Raw genomic sequence first — 16,997 nt, 5'->3', positions numbered from 1 at the left:
ATAGATGGTCATTCATCTATTCGATCTTTCATCTGTTTTAAAATTTTCTTTTCAAGTCTCGAAACTTGAACTTGAGAGATACCAATTCGTTCCGCAACTTCCGATTGCGTTTGATCTTTATAATACCGCAAGTACACAATTAAACGTTCTCTCTCATCCAATTCTCGAATTGCTTCTTTTAAAGCAATCTTATCAAACCATTTCGTTTCTGTTTGATCTGCAATTTGATCCAAAATTGTAATAGGATCTCCATCATTTTCATACACGGTTTCATGTATAGATGATGGAGCACGGCTCGCTTCTTGCGCAAGAACAACTTCCTCTGCCGTTAGTTCAAGCGCTTCAGCAACCTCATTAATCGTTGGAGCCCTGCCGTATTCTTTAGAAAGCTCATCCTTCATTTTTCGAATTTTATTTCCAGTTTCCTTTAAAGAACGACTTACTTTTACGGATCCATCATCCCGCAAGAACCGCTGTATTTCTCCAATAATCATTGGAACTGCATAGGTTGAAAATTTCACCTCGAAAGACAAATCAAATTTGTCTACTGATTTCAAGAGTCCAATACAGCCAATTTGAAATAAATCATCTGGTTCATATCCTCGATTGAGGAATCTTTGTACAACTGACCATACAAGACGCATATTGCTTTGGACTATCGTATCCCTCGCCCCTTGATCTCCATCTTGACTTTTTTGAATTAACGCTTTTAACTCGTGGTCCTTTAACTGAGGTTTCTTTTTCTCATTTCTGACCTCTATGTCCATAGGCAATTCTCCTTAATTGCATAGAGCGTTACTATTTGATAAGTATTTTGTCAAATGGATTGTTGTCCCGAAAGATTCATTTGAAATTACTTCTACTTCATCCATAAAATTTTCCATGATAGTAAATCCCATTCCGGAACGCTCTAATTCAGGTTTAGTTGTAAAAAGAGGTTGCCTTGCCTCGTCTAAGTTAAAAATGCCAACCCCTTCATCTCGAATCGTGAGTTTCACCATTGCTTCTTCCAAAATCACTGAAATGTAAACAAGACCTTCTGCATTCCCTTCATATCCGTGAATAATTGCATTTGTGACTGCTTCAGACACAACCGTTTTTATCTCTGTCAATTCCTCCATTGTTGGATCTAATTGTGCGATAAAAGCAGCAACTGTAACGCGAGCGAACGATTCATTTTGACTTAATGCTGAAAATTGAAGGTTCATTTCATTTCTCATTTATGCCACCCCCAATGTCGCGAGCGCATGCGCTTCACTTTCTTCTAAGCGAATGATTTTAAACAGACCTGACATTTCAAATAAACGTTTTACAGGAGGTGAGATTGCACAAACGACCATCTCCCCTCCTAAACCTTTAACATGCTTATATCTGCCTAATATAACACCAAGACCAGAACTGTCCATAAATGTTAACTTCTCTAAACTTAGTACAATATGATGAGCGCGATGCGTCTCAATCATATCCGTTACCTTTGCTCGCAACTCTTCAGCAGTATGATGATCTAATTCACCCGCTAACCGAACACATAAGACATCACGCTTTATTTCTAAATGCATGGAAAGACTCACACGATTTCCTCCTTATGCTTAAACTTGATTCATTTACATAAGATTTTCGTGAACATAAAATAAGAATCCTTCCTACTGACAAAAGAAGTACTATTTCGCCATAATGTGAACCTTTCAGCAATTATTCTACCTTTTTCATGCCTGCGGATAGAAAAGGAGCAATATCTTTGTCGTTATTCCGATGTTGAGAACGCTCCCAAACTTCTTTTAAACAGTTCCCACCAGCTTGCTGCAGCAACATCTTCTTTCGCTACAATCGTTTGCTTTAATAAAACATCTTTATCTTTTTTTATAACAAGTGTACCGAGTGCATCACCTTTTTTAATTGGTGCTTTTACTTTCTTTTCAGCGATAACTTCCTGTTTTACCTTGTCCATATTCTCGCCTTTTTTCATAAGAAGAGATACATTATCTGATGCCACTAAATCTACATTTTCTTTCTTACCTTTTCCTACTTTTACAGTTTGAATTTTCTCACCGCGCTTATACAATTTTTTCGTTGTGTATTGTCCAAATGCATAATCAAGGAGCTTTGTTACCTGGTTGTTACGTTCTTTTGATGTTGGCGCTCCCATGACAACAGAAATAACACGCATGCCATTTTTTTCAGCTGATGCAGTTAAACAATATTTTGCCTCTGTCGTAAAACCTGTCTTCACTCCATCTACACCTGGATAAAAACGTACTAATTTATTCGTATTTACAAGCCAAAATTTTTTCTCTGTATTTTCACGTAAATAATCTTCATACTTTCCTGTATATTTTCGAATGAGTGGATACTTCATCAATTCTTTCGCCATAATTGACATATCATATGCTGTTGAATAATGATCTTTCGCCGGAAGCCCCGTTGGATTTTGGAAATGTGTATTTTTCAGTCCTAAATCCTTTGCTTTTTTATTCATCATGTTTACAAAGCCTTCTTCTGAACCAGCGATATGCTCAGCAACCGCAACAGATGCATCATTTCCCGATGCAATCGCAATTCCTTTTAGCATTTCATTCACTGTCATTTCTTCACCTGGCTCAAGAAAGATTTGCGAACCACCCATTGATGCTGCATGTTCACTTGCTCTGACTTTATCTTCTAGTTTTAGTTTTCCCTTTTCAACTTGTTCCATAATCAGTAGCATCGTCATAATCTTCGTCATACTAGCAGGTGGTAGTTTTTCATTTGGATTTTTCTCAAATAAAACTTTACCTGTATCTTGCTCAATCACAATTGCTGATGATGCTTGCTCCGCTAACTTCGGCCCTGTTTCTACTTCTGTTTTCTTAGACTGTGTTTTCTCAGATTCTGCAAAGCCAACTGAAACACCAGAAAATAACAACATGAAACAAACAAGTATTCCAAAAACTCGCCTCATGACTAACCCTCCATTCTATATCAAACCTATTTTTTCCAACTAGAGCATTTTTATACCATATTTTTCTATGAATTCGTATTGACAAACAATTCTATCGCATATATTGTATTAAGTGTATTACAACTAGTAATACACTAATACTCATCAGGAAGGAGACATTGCTCTTGCACATTCAACTCGATCCAAGAAGCAACACTCCGATTTGGGAACAAATTGTTCAAAATATAAAAGAACTCGTACTGAAAAAAATGCTAGCACCAAATGATAAACTACCATCTGTACGTGAACTGGCTTCACTTCTTGTCATTAATCCGAATACAGTAAGCAAAGCGTACCAAGAATTAGAACGGCAAGGTATTATCGAAACGCTGCGAGGAAAAGGTACATTTGTCTCTCAATCGATTACACCGACACTAGATGAAAGGAAAATTGCTATGGTTGAAAAACAATTCCATCAATTACTACTAGAAGCTTCCTACCTTGGGATTACGAAAGAAAAAATTCATAATTGGATAGATTCATACTATAAAGAACTAGGAGGAAATACGAATGCTAAAAGTGACGAGTCTCAGAAAAACAATTGATAACCAAGTCATTTTAGACAATATTTCTTTCACATTACAAAAAAGAAGTATTGTTGGATTACTCGGAAGAAACGGTGCGGGGAAGACCACTTTACTTCGGACACTTGTTGGTATTTTAAATCCAGATGAAGGCACTGTTACATATGATGATGTGGATGTTCATGAGCATCCAGAAATAAAACAAAAGGTAGCCTATGTGCCGGATTCTACTAATATATTAAACGGATATACAGTAAAGGAAATTGTAAAGTTTTATAAGGCTGTTTATCACAATTTTAATGAAGAACATTTCTATCAGCTGCTAGAACGCTTCAAATTGCCTGAAAAGCGCATTCGTAGTTACTCACGCGGGATGAAGGCACTTCTTGCTATGATTTTAGCCTTTTGTACAGGTGTAGAATACATCATTTTAGATGAGCCAACCAATGGGCTTGACCCAATTGTAAAAAGACAAATTTTACAATTTTTAATTGAAGAAGTAGCGGAAAGAGAAATTACCATTCTCATTTCTACTCACCATTTAGATGAAGTAGAAAAAATTGCTGACACAGTTATTATTTTAAAAGATCATACAATCGCATCGATTACAGCATTAGAAGATACGAAATCTCGCTATGCAAAAATACAAGTTGCTTACGAGCGTTCACTACCACAAAAACTAGAAAACTTAGCAAATATAAAAATATTAAATCAAACTGGAAAAGTATATACCATCTTAATTGAAGGAAACGTAGCAGTTACATTAGAAAAGTTTCATAAAGAACAGCCCCTTTTATTAGAAGAATTACCAATGTCACTCGAAGATATTTTTGTCACAACGTTTGAGGAGGATTCACATGTTTCATAAAGCTTTATGGATGAGGCAATGGAAACAAGGAAAATATATCATTCTATTGTTTTGGTTAATTAGTTTGTATCAACTCCCTTATAAATATTATCAAGCAGCACAAATGGCGCTAAATCATTCAAAAATGAAGTTTGATGACTATACGTACTACTACTCCTACTATTTTCAAACATCTGATGGTGCTGTCCTCTTTCAAGGAGCTGCTCTTATTGCACTCGCTTGTCTTTTAATTGGATGGGAACGTAACAATCAATCTACTGATTTTCTATTCTCGATGCCTTTTAAGCGAAAAGATATTTTTTTAACAAAGTGGTTGTTTGGCGTTTTCAACATTATTGCAGTACAGATCATTTGCTGGATTAGCATGTACGGAATCAAACACATATCGTTTCACAATGAGTATCAAATCTTTACTCCGTTCCATAGTTACTTTGTATATGCTACGGTTGTACTCATTGCTATTTATACATTCACTTTATTTATCGGAACTATTACTGGAAATATTTTCTCCCAAAGTAGCTTAACAGCAATTTTATTATTTTTACCATACGGTTCCATATTATTAATCTCTGGATTCATTTATACCCATACACAATGGTCTTTAGAGGCGATGGGAGAAATAGAGGTGCAGACTCATGAGTACTTACAACATGTAGGGATTATTTCACCATTAGAATCTTTTTCTATTACTTATGATTACCATCCGATAGAAACATTTGATGACTATGGAAATAAACTTTCTAGTGTACCACAGGACAATCCAATGGAGCATACTTCTGTGCCTTCTCCTTGGACACTATTAACACCATTTGCTTACATCATTATCTTTTTACCATTATCAATTTTTCTATACACACGTACACCGAACGAACAAAACGGAAAAATACTATTGTTTCCTAGCTTGCAAAAGTGGTTCATGCTTTGTACTGTTCTATGCTTCGGATTACTTGGCGGTAGAATATTAGGGGGACGAGATGCCCTGCTGTCTTATTATGTTGGATTTTTCCTATTCGCTATCATGAGTTATTTCATTTTTACACGTCTATTAAAATTGAAGTTTGCTTTTGGAGGGAAATAAATACAAATTGAGGTGGTGGATACATGTTTCATAAAGCCTTATGGATACGGAACTATAAACAAGGAAAATATGTGATTTGGCTCTTTTGGCTAAGTACTTTATACACCTTACCATATAAATATTATATGAATGCACAGCACACGGCTGAACATTTACGGAAAACGACAGATACTTATTATACGTATCATATACAGGGAGCTGACGCTATACTATTTCCAGCCCTTCTATTAATGGGATTAGCGATCCTCTTAATAGGATGGGAACGCAATAATCAAACAATCGATTTTCTTTGGTCTATGCCATTTAAACGGTCACACTTATTTTTATCAAAATGGTTACTAGGCATCGTTCATATCGTAGGTGCGCTTAGCCTTAGTTGGCTTCTTATGTATATCATCTACCAGAACACGATACATGCTCAGTATCAATCTTTTGAACCATTTCATATATACTTTACGTATACAATCATTACGCTTATTGCAGTTTACACATTCACACTCTTTATTGGAACCATTACAGGGAACGTAATCTCACAAGGGACTTTAAGTTATATTATTATCATTTTACCTTTATATATCTTTCGACTTATTTTCCCTTTCCTTGCATTACATGTGGATTTACCACAGAAGGAATACAATTATAATTATAATAAATACGCCCTTTATACAGAAAATGTAAGTATTGCATCTCCTCTTACTCATTTTCGTATTAACTACAACTATGACTCACAAAGTGAATCTTATAAAGATGAATTCGGCAATGTACAAACAGGGCCTACCTACCATCATATTCCGTCCGCTTGGACATTGTTAAGCCCTGCTATGTATATACTTATTTGTCTTCCACTAGGGGCTTATTTATATATACGTGCTCCAAATGAACATAACGGAAAAATACTGCTATATCCAAAACTTCATAAGTATTTCTTAATTTGTACTTCTCTTTGTTTTGGGCTTCTTGGTGGTACAGTTTTTATTGATGGTAGTAATTCTTTACCTCTTTACTATATTTACTTTATAGGATCGGGCGTACTGACATATGTTATCTTGCAGCGCCTTTTAAAGCATAAACTTTCTTTATATGCAAAATAAACAAGGCATTGCTTCCGAGCAATGCCTTATTACTATATAAAAGATTATTTCACATTCTCTCTTCTTTTCCCATATTCCTTCTCTTCCTTCATCCCAAATCCATCACCATTCTCTATCATTTGATCTGTAGGAGCTACAATACTTTCAGCAATCCTCCAATCGCCTTGTTCTTGTACAAATACTTGAAGAAAATAATTCATTCCATTCAATTGATATGGAGTTTCTTTTTTCACTTCATAACGAACAGCAACGTAATAAACTTGAACATTTTTATTTTCAAACTTAGAGACATATTGAGATAACCGTGGGATGTAATGTGAAGCCTTTTCAAGGGAAAGCTGTTTCACTTTTACGAGAGAAGAATTTTTGACATTACGCATTGTATCCTGCTCACGAATATTATTACTATGTTGAAAAAGAATAGCATTCTGCATAGAACGAATCCATAGCTTTGAATATAAAATAGGCTGATCACTCGTAATATAATGTAGTTCTTTTTGTACAACTTGGACTGGTGTTTTTGCATAACTTAACGTGCTCGAGCATATAAAACTTCCAATAATAATTGCAAGTGAAACAATATATTTCATTATTTTTCCTCCGAATACTTTTTACTTAAAGTATTGGAATTTCAAAATATTTTTATTCAAAAGAAAAAGATAGGAAAGCATTTTGCTTCCTATCCTCATTTATCGTAATTATAGTACACGACCAAATAGTTCTAATACCATCTCAACCTCTTGATCGCTCCACTCTTTAAATTTCTCTTTATAGTATTCTTTACGTACAGCTTCAAGTTTTTGTGTAACTTCTTTTCCATGCTCTGTAATTTCTAAATACACGATACGACGATCTGAATCAGAACGTTTTCTCGTTACAAAACCTTTTCGTACAAGGCGATCTGTTACTGCTGTAATATGGCTGGATGTTACATTTACCTCACTAGCTATTTGCGAAGCCATTTGCGGGCTTTTCAAGAACAATGCACGCAATACTGAAAACTCATTATATGGCATATGCTCTGAAAAACGTGTATTAATATCATTTTGTAATAAACGTATCATCTTTCGAAATGATGTAGATAAATCTAAAATCAGCGCTTCTCTTTTTTCGTTCACTAGCCTCGACCCTTTTTCATCATATTTATACATATTATAATCTATAAATACCTACGTTGTATATGTTTTCTTTCCTTTTGATTCTCAATTATGTAACTTTTTACATACAATTTTCTCTCCCTTTTACTCATATACATATAAAAAGGATGGTGAGCAAAAATGCAAGTTGGCATGAATCCTTATTCACCCGATGTCCGTAATGGAAAACAAGCAACGATTACTGTACAAGGAGAAGGCGTTATAAAAGCAAAACCAAATGTTGTTATATTAACAATCGGTATTCGAACAGATAATAAAAATGTCAAACAAGCACAAGAGGAAAATGCAATTCAATCTAATCAATTACTTGCTGCACTTAAACAAATTGGTATCGCTGATAAAGATATAGAAACCATCTCCTACACAATTACACCTCAATATGAATACGTAAATGAAAAAGCATTATTACAAGGTTACCGAGTAGAGCATTTGTATGAAATTACCGTTTTAAATGTACAGAAAGCTGGGGAAGTATATGATATAGCCGTTACAAATGGAGCAAATGTCGCAAGAGGATTACGCTTTCGCATTTCCCATCCAAACGCGTATTATCAACAAGCACTCTTACAAGCAGTTCAGCATGCTCAAGAAAAAGCTCGCATCATTGCGAATTCATATAATTTAAATATTAATCCTGTCCCTCTGTCACTCGTTGAAGAATCGGCACAATTGCCGCGTGAATTTACGACTCATACTACTTTACAGGCACAAGCTGCTCCTCCAATTCAATCTGGGGAACTAGAAATTATCTCTACCGTTCGTGCGATCTTCACTTATTTGTAACACCAATTAATCTTTAAGTAACCGTTCTCATTTTATTTATTGTAAAAAGATTATGTTCTGATATAATAAAGAACGGTGAGCTCTTTACAAAAGGGATATCACGGGTGGGAGAGGGATATGAAAAAGAAGGTTTAACATGAAAGGAATTCTTGAAAGAACATTTAAATTAGACCTACACCACACATCAACAAAACAAGAAATATTAGCTGGAGTGACGTCATTTTTCACAATCGTTTATATTATGATTGTCAACGCGTCTATTTTATCAGATGCCGGTATTCCACTTGAAGCTGGAATTTTGGCAACTGTTTTTAGTTCATTTGTTGGATGTCTAATGATGGCATTTTGGGCAAATGCACCTGCTATTCTTGTACCAGGTATGGGTGTAAATGCATTTTTCACTTACACAGCTGTGCATACGCTTGGATTAAGTTGGCAAGAGGCATTAGCAGCTGTCTTTATCGCCGGTATTATTTTTGCAATTGCCGCGTTTACACCGATTGCTCGCACGCTTTCACTATCGATTCCAAAATCGTTAAAAGAAGCAATAACCGTCGGCATCGGTTTATTCCTAGCTTTCATTGGATTGCAAAAAGGTGGTTTAGTCGTTTCGCATCCGAACACTGCTGTTGCATTAGGAAAATTAAGTAGCCCTGTTGTTCTTGCAACACTACTTACTCTAATTGTTGCACTTGTCTTATTTATTCGTAACGTACGTGGAAACTTTTTATGGACGATTGCAATTGGAACTGGTATTGCGTGGCTATTTGGTCTTGTTGATACAAGCCAAGTAGGAAATAGCTCATTTTCATTCGCTAACTACGGAGATGTATTTGGAGCTATGTCATTTGGAAAACTTTCTTCCTTACCGTTTTGGATTGCAACATTCTCCTTAAGTATGGTACTTATTTTTGAGAACATGGGGCTATTGCACGGATTATTAGAAGACGATCGTAAATTCCCACGTGCTTATCAAGCAAATGCAATTTCAGCAATGACATGTGGTCTATTTGGCACAAGTCCTACCGTTTCAACAGTAGAAAGTGCTGCAGGTATTGCCGCGGGAGGAAAAACAGGTCTGACGTCTATCGTTACAGGGATGTTATTCTTCGCATCACTGTTTGCTCTTCCGTTTGTCAAATTAATTCCTGATAGTGCCATTGCACCGATTTTAATTATTATTGGTGGTCTAATGATTACAAACATTCTACAAATCCCTCTTAATGACTTTTCAGAAGGATTTCCAGCGTTTTTAATCATCGTTATGATTCCACTCACATATAGCATCGCTGATGGTATTGCGTTCGGATTTATTGCTTATCCTATTTTAAAGGTTGCTCTTGGAAAGCATAAAGAAATCGCACCGTCCATGTATATTATTACATGCCTATTCTTAGCCATGTTTGTCTTACATGCTATCGGCTAAGAAAAAACGCTAGGGAGAAACTCCCTAGCGCTTTTTACTTAAACCATCCTTTTTTATAAAACCAAACCATCATACCTCCACCTATAAAGGCCATAAGTGCTAAACATATAAAATAACCATACTCCCATTTTAATTCTGGCATATTATCGAAATTCATCCCATATACACCAACAATAAATGTTAATGGCATAAAAATAGTCGAGAATACGGTTAATGTTTTCATTATGTTGTTCATATGATGCGAATTTAACGAAAAGTAACTATCTCGAATATCCGCTGTTAACTCTCGGCTTGCTTCAATCATTTCTGAAAGCTTTAGCAAATGATCGTGAATATCTTTAAAATATATTTCATGATCGCTTACACCATAAAATCGAGTTGAATTTAAAATGCGATACAAGAGATCACGCATTGGTATAATCGTACGTCTAAGCTTAGATAGGTCCGCACGAATATCAAATACTTCTTCTAGTACACTTCCTGCTGTATCTCCTGTTAAATTATCATCAATTGCATTTAAATGATCTTCAATATAGTAAACAGGCGCAAAATAGTCATCAACAATTTGGTCAATAATTGTATGTGCTACATGCAAAGGACTCTTCTTAATCCGTTTCTTCTCACCAAGCCTTTTCCACACTCTTTCAATCGCATTATTATGTGAGAAATGGAAAGAGACGATATAACCTTCACTAACAAATAAGTCAATTTCGTGTGGCTCTAATCCATCTTCTCCAAATGCATGGAGAACTAAAAAATTATATCCATCATAGAAATCCACTTTTGGCCTCTGTACATACTCTACACAATCTTCAATCGCCAAGGGATGGAACTTAAAATGGTCTCGTAAAATATATGTATACTCTTCTTTTGTCGGCTTATATAAATCAAGCCAATACCATACAATATCTTCTCTCTTTGTGTCTTCTAATGAAACATCGTATAATACTTCATCTTCTTTCGTTACTGCGCAAATTCTAATCATAATTTCACCCATTATTATTATTAACAAAAAACAACCAAAAAAGCCAAGGAGAAGGCCCCTTAGCTTTTTAGATTATTTCGTTACAATGCCATGCACGAGTTTCGGTGCATCAACATAGTCTTTCTCAATTTTCATGTTCTCATAAATTTTTGCTTTTACATCTTCTACATTTTCGCGATTTGCGTAAATTGTAACAAGTGAATCACCTTTTTTCACGCTATCGCCCACTTTTTTGCGAAGCATAAGTCCAACTGCTAAATCAATTTCAGATTCTTTCGTTGCACGTCCTGCCCCTAAAAGCATAGCTGCTGTTCCAATTTCATCAGCAACAATTTCAGATACGTATCCGTCTTCTTTTGCTTCTACTTCCATTTTATATTGTGCTTGTGGAAGCTTAGAAGGATCATCAACAACTGAAGCATCTCCGCCTTGCGCTGCTAAAAACGTTTTAAATGCTTCTAATGCTTTTCCATTGTTCATTACTTCAATAAGTTTTTCACGAGCATCTTCTAAAGAAGAAGCTTTTCCAGCAAGGTATACCATTTGACTTCCAAGTGTTAAACATAACTCTTCTAAATCTTTCGGTCCTTTACCTTGCAGTGTATCAATTGCTTCTTTTACTTCTAATGCGTTGCCAATTGCTTCGCCAAGCGGTTGACTCATATCTGAGATAACTGCCATTGTTTTACGTCCAACGTTATTACCAATGCGTACCATTGCTTCTGCTAAACGTTTGGCATCTTCATCTGTTTTCATAAATGCACCCGCACCTGTTTTGACATCAAGCACAATTGCATCTGCACCAGCAGCAATTTTTTTACTCATAATAGAGCTTGCAATAAGCGGAATAGAGTTTACCGTCGCTGTTACATCGCGAAGTGCATATAACTTTTTATCAGCAGGTGTTAAGTTTCCACTTTGACCGATAACAGCGATTTTATTTTCGTTTACGAGACGAATAAATTCAGCATTTTCAATTTCTACATGAAACCCTGGAACTGCTTCTAATTTGTCAATCGTACCACCTGTATGTCCTAAACCACGACCAGACATTTTGGCAACTGGTACATCTAAAGCCGCTACTAACGGACCTAACACAAGCGTAGTTGTATCGCCAACACCACCTGTTGAATGCTTATCTACTTTTACCCCTTCAATCGCTGATAAGTCAATTGTATCGCCGCTATTCACCATTGCCATCGTTAAATCAGCACGCTCTTGTTCATTCATATCTTGGAAGAAAATCGCCATTGCAAGTGAGCTCATTTGATAATCTGGAATATCGCCATTTGTATAGCCTTCTACAATAAAGTTCACTTCTTCTGTCGTTAATGCATGTCCATCACGTTTTTTTGCAATTAGGTCCACCATTCTCATTGTGAACTCACCCCTTCATTTGTTTTACGATTGCTTTTACTAATGCTAAGAAATTAGTTTTAACACGCTCTGTCGTTTCAATTACTTCATCATGATGAAGTGGTTGATCTAAAATACCAGCTGCCATATTTGAAATACAAGAAATACCAAGTACTTTCATACCAGCGTGGCGTGCTACGATTACTTCCGGTACAGTTGACATTCCAACTGCATCTCCACCAAGTGTACGAAGCATACGAATTTCAGCAGGTGTTTCGTATACGGGACCTGTCATTCCAACGTATACACCTTCTTGTACTTTAATGTTTAAATCTGCTGCAACTTGTTTCGCCATTTCGCGAAGCTCTTTTGTATACGATGTAGACATATCAGGGAAACGTACGCCCATTTCAGAATCATTTGGCCCGATTAATGGGTTCGTACCCATGAAGTTAATGTGGTCTGAGATTAACATCAGATCTCCTGGTTCAAATGATGTGTTAACACCACCAGCCGCGTTTGTTACAACAACTGTTTCTACACCTAGTTCTTTCATAACACGAACTGGGAATGTTACTTTTTGCATGTCATACCCTTCGTAGAAATGGAAGCGTCCTTGCATCGCAACTACTGTTACACCTTGAAGTGTACCAAATACAAGTTGACCAGCATGTCCTTCTACAGTTGATACAGGAAATTCAGGAATTTCACTATATGGTACTGTCACTGCATTTTCGATTTCATCGGCTAAAACACCTAGTCCAGATCCAAGGATAAGTCCTACTTGTGGTGTTTCTTGGAATTTCTCTTTTAAGTATGAAGCTGATTTTGTAATAAGTTCACGATTCATTATATTGTCCCCCTTATTTCTTTAAGTCGTTTAAGAAACTTGTTCCGTATTCTGGCATTTTCACACCGAAGTTTTCTGCTACAGTTGCACCAATATCAGCAAATGTTTGACGAAGTGCTAATTCTTGTCCGCCTTCTTTCATGCTTGGGCTATATACTAATAATGGTACATATTCACGTGTATGGTCAGTACCATGGTGAATTGGATCATTACCATGATCTGCTGTAATGATTAATAAATCATCTTCTTTTAGTTTTTCAAATACTTCTGGAAGACGTGCATCATATTCTTGCAATGCCTCTCCATATCCTTGAGGATCACGGCGATGACCGAACATCGCATCAAAATCAACTAAATTCAAGAAGCTAAGACCTGTAAAGTCCATGTTCAATGTATCTACAAGCTTATCCATTCCATCCATATTAGACTTTGTACGAAGAGATTCTGTTACCCCTTCTCCATCGTAAATATCAGAAATTTTACCAATTGCAATTACATCATAGTTGCTATCTTTTAATTCATTCATTACTGTTCGGCCAAATGGTTTTAATGCATAGTCATGACGGTTTGGTGTACGTGTGAAGTTTCCTGGTTCTCCAACGAATGGACGAGCAATAACGCGGCCCACCATATATTTTTCGTCCAGTGTTAACTCACGGGCAATTTTACAAATATTGTATAACTCTTCAAGTGGTACAACTTCTTCATGAGCCGCGATTTGTAATACGCTATCAGCTGATGTGTACACGATTAGAGATCCTGTTTCCATTTGCTCTTTACCAAGCTCATCAAGGATTTCAGTTCCTGACGCTGGTTTATTCCCGATAATTTTACGGCCTGTCTTTTCTTCTAACTCATCTAATAATTCTTTTGGGAATCCTTCTGGGAACACTTGGAATGGCTTATCAATGTAAAGACCCATAATTTCCCAGTGACCTGTCATTGTATCTTTACCAGTAGACTTCTCTTGCATTTTTGTATAGTAACCAAGTGGTTTCTCTACTTTAGAAATCCCTTTCATTTCACGGATATTACCAAGACCTAATTTCACCATATTTGGCATTTGTAATCCATTCATATGTTCAGCAATATGACCGATTGTATCAGAACCTACATCACCAAATTTTTCAGCATCCGGTGCTTCTCCGATTCCTACTGAGTCCATTACGACTAGGAAAATACGTTTATATTTATTCATAACTGCAACCTCCTATATGTTCGGTTCTACTTCTTGTAGTATGTTCAAAACGTTGTAAAGTGAAACTGCTATCAGTGAGAATTCTCTCGTTTCCCACTTACTAAAACACTTCTTCAAGTCATGCTCCAACTCTCTTCGCTCTATTTTCAAACGAAGCAAAAAACTTTCCTGTTTTTTCTAAGTCAGATGTCAGACATCTCATACTGATATCATAACATGTTTACGCTTTCTTTTTAATACATTTTCGTAGAAATTCTTATTTTCTTCACACCTTCTATTGTAATCCATTCTGCACAGAAGTGCTAATGAAATTATGATTTATTTCATTAACCTAAAGAAAAAAGCAGCTCTAAAGAGCCGCTTCTTACTTTACTTCTACTGTTTCTTCCTTATGTTCGTGAAGCTCACCTTTTTTCACATGAACTTTTACTTTATATGCACCTGCATCTTTAAACGTATGTTTACTTACATATTCGCCTTTATTGCCTTCTTCAGCAGGAATATATTCATGTTTTTCCGCGCCGTCTTTCCAAATTTCAAGCTGCACTTCAGCTCCAGTTAACGCTTCTTCTTTTTGTTTTAAATGTACTTTCATTGTTGATTCAGTATTTACTTTTACTTCACCAGCCATAAGGTGAATCATCGTATCGCTCTTATGATCGCCGTGCCCTGCTTCATGACCGCCATTTTCTTTCTTTGCGTCCTCAACTTTTGCATTTCCTACAGCTATTTTCACTTCTGGCATTACATGCATTTCACGTGCATTTGTATGTGCAATAACATGATATACACCATCTGATGGGAATGCTTTTTCTACTGCATAAACACCTTTTCCTTTATGCTTCCCATTTAACATTTCATGCTTTTCTTCGCCATCTTTCCAAATTTCAAATTTCACATCATCAGCATCCGTTACTTTTTCTTTCCCTTGTGTAACAAGAGCCTGCACTTCTGTTTTTTCATTTGGTTTAATTTTTTTCGGATTTGTTTGGACAGCTACTTTTACTTCTTCAAGTTTCTCTTTTTTTGTTGTATCTTCTTCCTTTGTATTACATCCAGCTAATGCTAGCATTGCAATAAATAAAGTGATTATAAGTTTTTTCATTATGATTTCCTCCTTTATACTTTATTTAGTATAGAGGATATACCAGTTCATATTCCAGCCTTCTGCTGAAAACAATGTACGAAATGTTTGTGAAGTTTTTGTGAAACACTTACTTTTTCATTTTTCATACACATTCTATTATTACTAGATTTGTGCGCTAGCTTTATAAATACAAAATAAAAAACATTCCTTTTAGATAGAAGAGAGCATCCAGCCATGCATTGAAGCGGTCAGACCCTCTTCCTGCCCCATACCAAATTAAAACAAAAGAAGAAGACAAGTGGAGATCTCCTTTTATTTTCATAATAGCGACTTATCTGTTGGAAAATAAAAATGGATCTATATAGAGTAAGCAACAGTTGGAAATCTCTCCCCAATTAGCCTTTTACAGGCATTCTTCCTAACTTCTATCTGAATCTTGAGAGAGCGAAGTCCTACTCCCAACAAATAGCGGAATAAATTGAACTACCCCCACCTACCTCTACAAGAGCTTGAGGTGGGGATTCTCCTGTCTCTGTCCTCACAAAAACAGTTCCTCTCGTTCAACAAAGAGGATACAACGATATAGAGTTCAGTAGTGTCTGTATGTTATGTAAGACGACCCATTCTATCTTCCGACAGAAGGCAAACAAAATAGGTACAACTACTTTTTCTTATATCGAGGCTAGAACACTTTGTCATGCATCCAGTTCCTAGACTTATTATCTGCTCTGGTAATAAGCGTAAAAATCTGGGACAAAGTGTTCTTCTTTATCATGCAAATCGTTTTGCTAGTTTTTTCTTTTCACTTTCAAATAAGTTTAATCGCTCGATTTGTAATGCCTCTTGCGGCTGATTCACATCGTATAACTGATAGAAATGATGCGTGCGAATATCCAATTGATTGTTTAATTGATGCCAATGACTCCAGTGGTGTACGCCTTTCTTTGGAATATAAAGCTGAAGCACCCGAGGTACTTTTTCTTTATATTCTAATCCCCGGCGACCAATTGTAAAGGCCGCGGATTGATGAATAGAGATACCGAATTTCCGCATGTATTTCATTTTTCCAGAGATTGAAGTGTAAGCGGGATTCACTTGAAAGACAGCCACACCTCTTTTATCTGCACGACTGCGGATCGCACTTGTCATCTTCTCATACGCAAACATACTCTTCATTCGATTTGCTTGTTTATTTCCGTATCGATCTCCTGTTTTCGATTGGGTCGTATCTAATTTCTCTAGTACAATTGGTTTGTTATACCGCTCCGCTAAGTCCACTAAGCGAATCACTTCCACTTCGATGATTTTTGTGATTTGTCCTGTAGATTTACCCATAATAGAAAAATGAAGGGAGCCACTTCCTTTATAATTCCCATCCTTCGTTACATTTGCCCAAGCAACATGCTCAAGATTACAATCTACACCGATCACACCATCTGATGTACTGTAATTCGTATGAGGGTTTTTCGGCACATCGACTAAACATTTTACAATGTAATACTCCCCGTGGTCTTCCACAGACCACGCAATCGGTTTGCCATCCTTTTTCTTATTCTTACACTGTAATTGGGTTGTGATTACTTCTTCAATCATTTCTTGCCCATACGGGAACGTAAC

At 36.3% G+C, this 16,997-nt stretch carries 18 protein-coding genes; 6 read left to right on the top strand and 12 right to left on the bottom strand.

All coding sequences use genetic code 11. The annotated features are described in order from the left end of the window. Window positions 1-8 precede the first annotated feature (8 nt). From sigF to KFD70_RS13115, 4 genes are all read right to left on the bottom strand, one after another. On the bottom strand, window positions 9-767 hold the full coding sequence (gene sigF / locus KFD70_RS13130; protein WP_336452198.1) for an RNA polymerase sporulation sigma factor SigF: 759 nt from the start codon (window positions 765-767) through the stop codon (window positions 9-11). A 12-nt stretch (window positions 768-779) separates the two neighbouring features. After that, window positions 780-1,220: an anti-sigma F factor gene (gene spoIIAB, locus KFD70_RS13125; protein WP_098336151.1), complete on the bottom strand. Its 441-nt coding sequence runs from the start codon at window positions 1,218-1,220 to the stop codon at window positions 780-782. Next, window positions 1,221-1,571, bottom strand: a complete 351-nt coding sequence (gene spoIIAA / locus KFD70_RS13120; protein ID WP_241818028.1) for an anti-sigma F factor antagonist — start codon at window positions 1,569-1,571, stop codon at window positions 1,221-1,223. Between the two features lie 173 nt (window positions 1,572-1,744). Continuing rightward, window positions 1,745-2,938, bottom strand: a complete 1,194-nt coding sequence (locus tag KFD70_RS13115; RefSeq protein WP_336452199.1) for a D-alanyl-D-alanine carboxypeptidase family protein — start codon at window positions 2,936-2,938, stop codon at window positions 1,745-1,747. Window positions 2,939-3,102: 164 nt separating this feature from the next. Here KFD70_RS13115 and KFD70_RS13110 point away from each other — a divergent pair, with 164 nt between their 5' ends. From KFD70_RS13110 to KFD70_RS13095, 4 genes are read left to right on the top strand one after another with little or no spacing between them, the layout of a single operon-like run. After that, window positions 3,103-3,522, top strand: a complete 420-nt coding sequence (locus KFD70_RS13110) for a GntR family transcriptional regulator (protein ID WP_336452200.1) — start codon at window positions 3,103-3,105, stop codon at window positions 3,520-3,522. Next, window positions 3,488-4,369, top strand: coding sequence for an ABC transporter ATP-binding protein (locus tag KFD70_RS13105; protein ID WP_336452201.1), 882 nt, complete (start codon window positions 3,488-3,490; stop codon window positions 4,367-4,369). Before KFD70_RS13110 ends, KFD70_RS13105 begins: the two co-directional genes overlap by 35 nt. Further along, window positions 4,359-5,447 (top strand): ABC-2 transporter permease, encoded by a 1,089-nt coding sequence (locus tag KFD70_RS13100; RefSeq protein ID WP_336452202.1) that lies wholly within the window; start codon window positions 4,359-4,361, stop codon window positions 5,445-5,447. Before KFD70_RS13105 ends, KFD70_RS13100 begins: the two co-directional genes overlap by 11 nt. A gap of 23 nt (window positions 5,448-5,470) precedes the next feature. Next, complete coding sequence (locus KFD70_RS13095) at window positions 5,471-6,538, top strand: ABC transporter permease (protein ID WP_336452203.1); 1,068 nt, start codon at window positions 5,471-5,473, stop codon at window positions 6,536-6,538. Window positions 6,539-6,582: 44 nt separating this feature from the next. Here KFD70_RS13095 and KFD70_RS13090 read toward each other — a convergent pair whose 3' ends face one another. Both KFD70_RS13090 and KFD70_RS13085 read right to left on the bottom strand, forming a co-directional pair. Then, the gene (locus tag KFD70_RS13090) at window positions 6,583-7,128 is read right to left on the bottom strand and encodes a hypothetical protein (protein WP_336452204.1); all 546 of its coding nucleotides are present in this window, start codon (window positions 7,126-7,128) and stop codon (window positions 6,583-6,585) included. Window positions 7,129-7,236: 108 nt separating this feature from the next. Next, window positions 7,237-7,656, bottom strand: coding sequence for a MarR family winged helix-turn-helix transcriptional regulator (locus KFD70_RS13085; RefSeq protein ID WP_001003304.1), 420 nt, complete (start codon window positions 7,654-7,656; stop codon window positions 7,237-7,239). A 159-nt stretch (window positions 7,657-7,815) separates the two neighbouring features. Here KFD70_RS13085 and KFD70_RS13080 point away from each other — a divergent pair, with 159 nt between their 5' ends. Together KFD70_RS13080 and KFD70_RS13075 are read left to right on the top strand one after the other, a co-directional pair. Next, window positions 7,816-8,478 carry an SIMPL domain-containing protein gene (locus KFD70_RS13080; RefSeq protein WP_336452205.1) on the top strand — a complete coding sequence of 221 codons (663 nt, stop codon included), beginning with the start codon at window positions 7,816-7,818 and terminating at the stop codon, window positions 8,476-8,478. A 136-nt stretch (window positions 8,479-8,614) separates the two neighbouring features. Further along, window positions 8,615-9,904: an NCS2 family permease gene (locus KFD70_RS13075; RefSeq protein WP_336452206.1), complete on the top strand. Its 1,290-nt coding sequence runs from the start codon at window positions 8,615-8,617 to the stop codon at window positions 9,902-9,904. Window positions 9,905-9,938: 34 nt separating this feature from the next. Here KFD70_RS13075 and corA read toward each other — a convergent pair whose 3' ends face one another. From corA to KFD70_RS13045, 6 genes are all read right to left on the bottom strand, one after another. Continuing rightward, a complete protein-coding gene (gene corA / locus KFD70_RS13070) occupies window positions 9,939-10,901 on the bottom strand; it encodes a magnesium/cobalt transporter CorA (protein ID WP_336452223.1) in 963 nt (320 codons plus the stop codon). A 60-nt stretch (window positions 10,902-10,961) separates the two neighbouring features. Then, window positions 10,962-12,266 carry a pyrimidine-nucleoside phosphorylase gene (locus KFD70_RS13065; RefSeq protein WP_336452207.1) on the bottom strand — a complete coding sequence of 435 codons (1,305 nt, stop codon included), beginning with the start codon at window positions 12,264-12,266 and terminating at the stop codon, window positions 10,962-10,964. Window positions 12,267-12,273: 7 nt separating this feature from the next. Then, window positions 12,274-13,095, bottom strand: a complete 822-nt coding sequence (locus tag KFD70_RS13060; protein WP_017151004.1) for a purine-nucleoside phosphorylase — start codon at window positions 13,093-13,095, stop codon at window positions 12,274-12,276. A gap of 13 nt (window positions 13,096-13,108) precedes the next feature. Next, window positions 13,109-14,293 (bottom strand): phosphopentomutase, encoded by a 1,185-nt coding sequence (gene deoB, locus KFD70_RS13055; RefSeq protein WP_336452208.1) that lies wholly within the window; start codon window positions 14,291-14,293, stop codon window positions 13,109-13,111. Between the two features lie 364 nt (window positions 14,294-14,657). After that, the gene (locus tag KFD70_RS13050) at window positions 14,658-15,398 is read right to left on the bottom strand and encodes a FixH family protein (protein WP_336452209.1); all 741 of its coding nucleotides are present in this window, start codon (window positions 15,396-15,398) and stop codon (window positions 14,658-14,660) included. Between the two features lie 753 nt (window positions 15,399-16,151). Next, window positions 16,152-16,997, bottom strand: an 846-nt coding sequence (locus tag KFD70_RS13045) for an IS200/IS605 family accessory protein TnpB-related protein (protein WP_431613204.1), incomplete at its 5' end; no start/stop codon positions are given.

Origin of the sequence: Bacillus pfraonensis, assembly GCF_050768835.1 — a bacterium.
In the GTDB taxonomy this organism is placed as follows: Bacteria; Bacillota; Bacilli; order Bacillales; family Bacillaceae_G; genus Bacillus_A; species Bacillus_A pfraonensis.
Note: the sequence above shows the minus strand (reverse complement) of the source record. Positions and strands in the feature narration are given on the sequence as shown.

Excerpts from the sequence above, each read along its gene's own strand:
- sigF (WP_336452198.1), bottom strand. The coding sequence starts at position 767 with ATGGACATAGAGGTCAGAAATGAGAAAAAGAAACCTCAGTTAAAGGAC.
- spoIIAB (WP_098336151.1), bottom strand. The coding sequence starts at position 1,220 with ATGAGAAATGAAATGAACCTTCAATTTTCAGCATTAAGTCAAAATGAA.
- KFD70_RS13115 (WP_336452199.1), bottom strand. The coding sequence starts at position 2,938 with ATGAGGCGAGTTTTTGGAATACTTGTTTGTTTCATGTTGTTATTTTCT.
- KFD70_RS13105 (WP_336452201.1), top strand. The coding sequence starts at position 3,488 with ATGCTAAAAGTGACGAGTCTCAGAAAAACAATTGATAACCAAGTCATT.
- KFD70_RS13100 (WP_336452202.1), top strand. The coding sequence starts at position 4,359 with ATGTTTCATAAAGCTTTATGGATGAGGCAATGGAAACAAGGAAAATAT.
- KFD70_RS13095 (WP_336452203.1), top strand. The coding sequence starts at position 5,471 with ATGTTTCATAAAGCCTTATGGATACGGAACTATAAACAAGGAAAATAT.
- KFD70_RS13090 (WP_336452204.1), bottom strand. The coding sequence starts at position 7,128 with ATGAAATATATTGTTTCACTTGCAATTATTATTGGAAGTTTTATATGC.
- KFD70_RS13080 (WP_336452205.1), top strand. The coding sequence starts at position 7,816 with ATGCAAGTTGGCATGAATCCTTATTCACCCGATGTCCGTAATGGAAAA.
- KFD70_RS13075 (WP_336452206.1), top strand. The coding sequence starts at position 8,615 with ATGAAAGGAATTCTTGAAAGAACATTTAAATTAGACCTACACCACACA.
- corA (WP_336452223.1), bottom strand. The coding sequence starts at position 10,901 with ATGGGTGAAATTATGATTAGAATTTGCGCAGTAACGAAAGAAGATGAA.
- KFD70_RS13065 (WP_336452207.1), bottom strand. The coding sequence starts at position 12,266 with ATGAGAATGGTGGACCTAATTGCAAAAAAACGTGATGGACATGCATTA.
- KFD70_RS13060 (WP_017151004.1), bottom strand. The coding sequence starts at position 13,095 with ATGAATCGTGAACTTATTACAAAATCAGCTTCATACTTAAAAGAGAAA.
- deoB (WP_336452208.1), bottom strand. The coding sequence starts at position 14,293 with ATGAATAAATATAAACGTATTTTCCTAGTCGTAATGGACTCAGTAGGA.
- KFD70_RS13050 (WP_336452209.1), bottom strand. The coding sequence starts at position 15,398 with ATGAAAAAACTTATAATCACTTTATTTATTGCAATGCTAGCATTAGCT.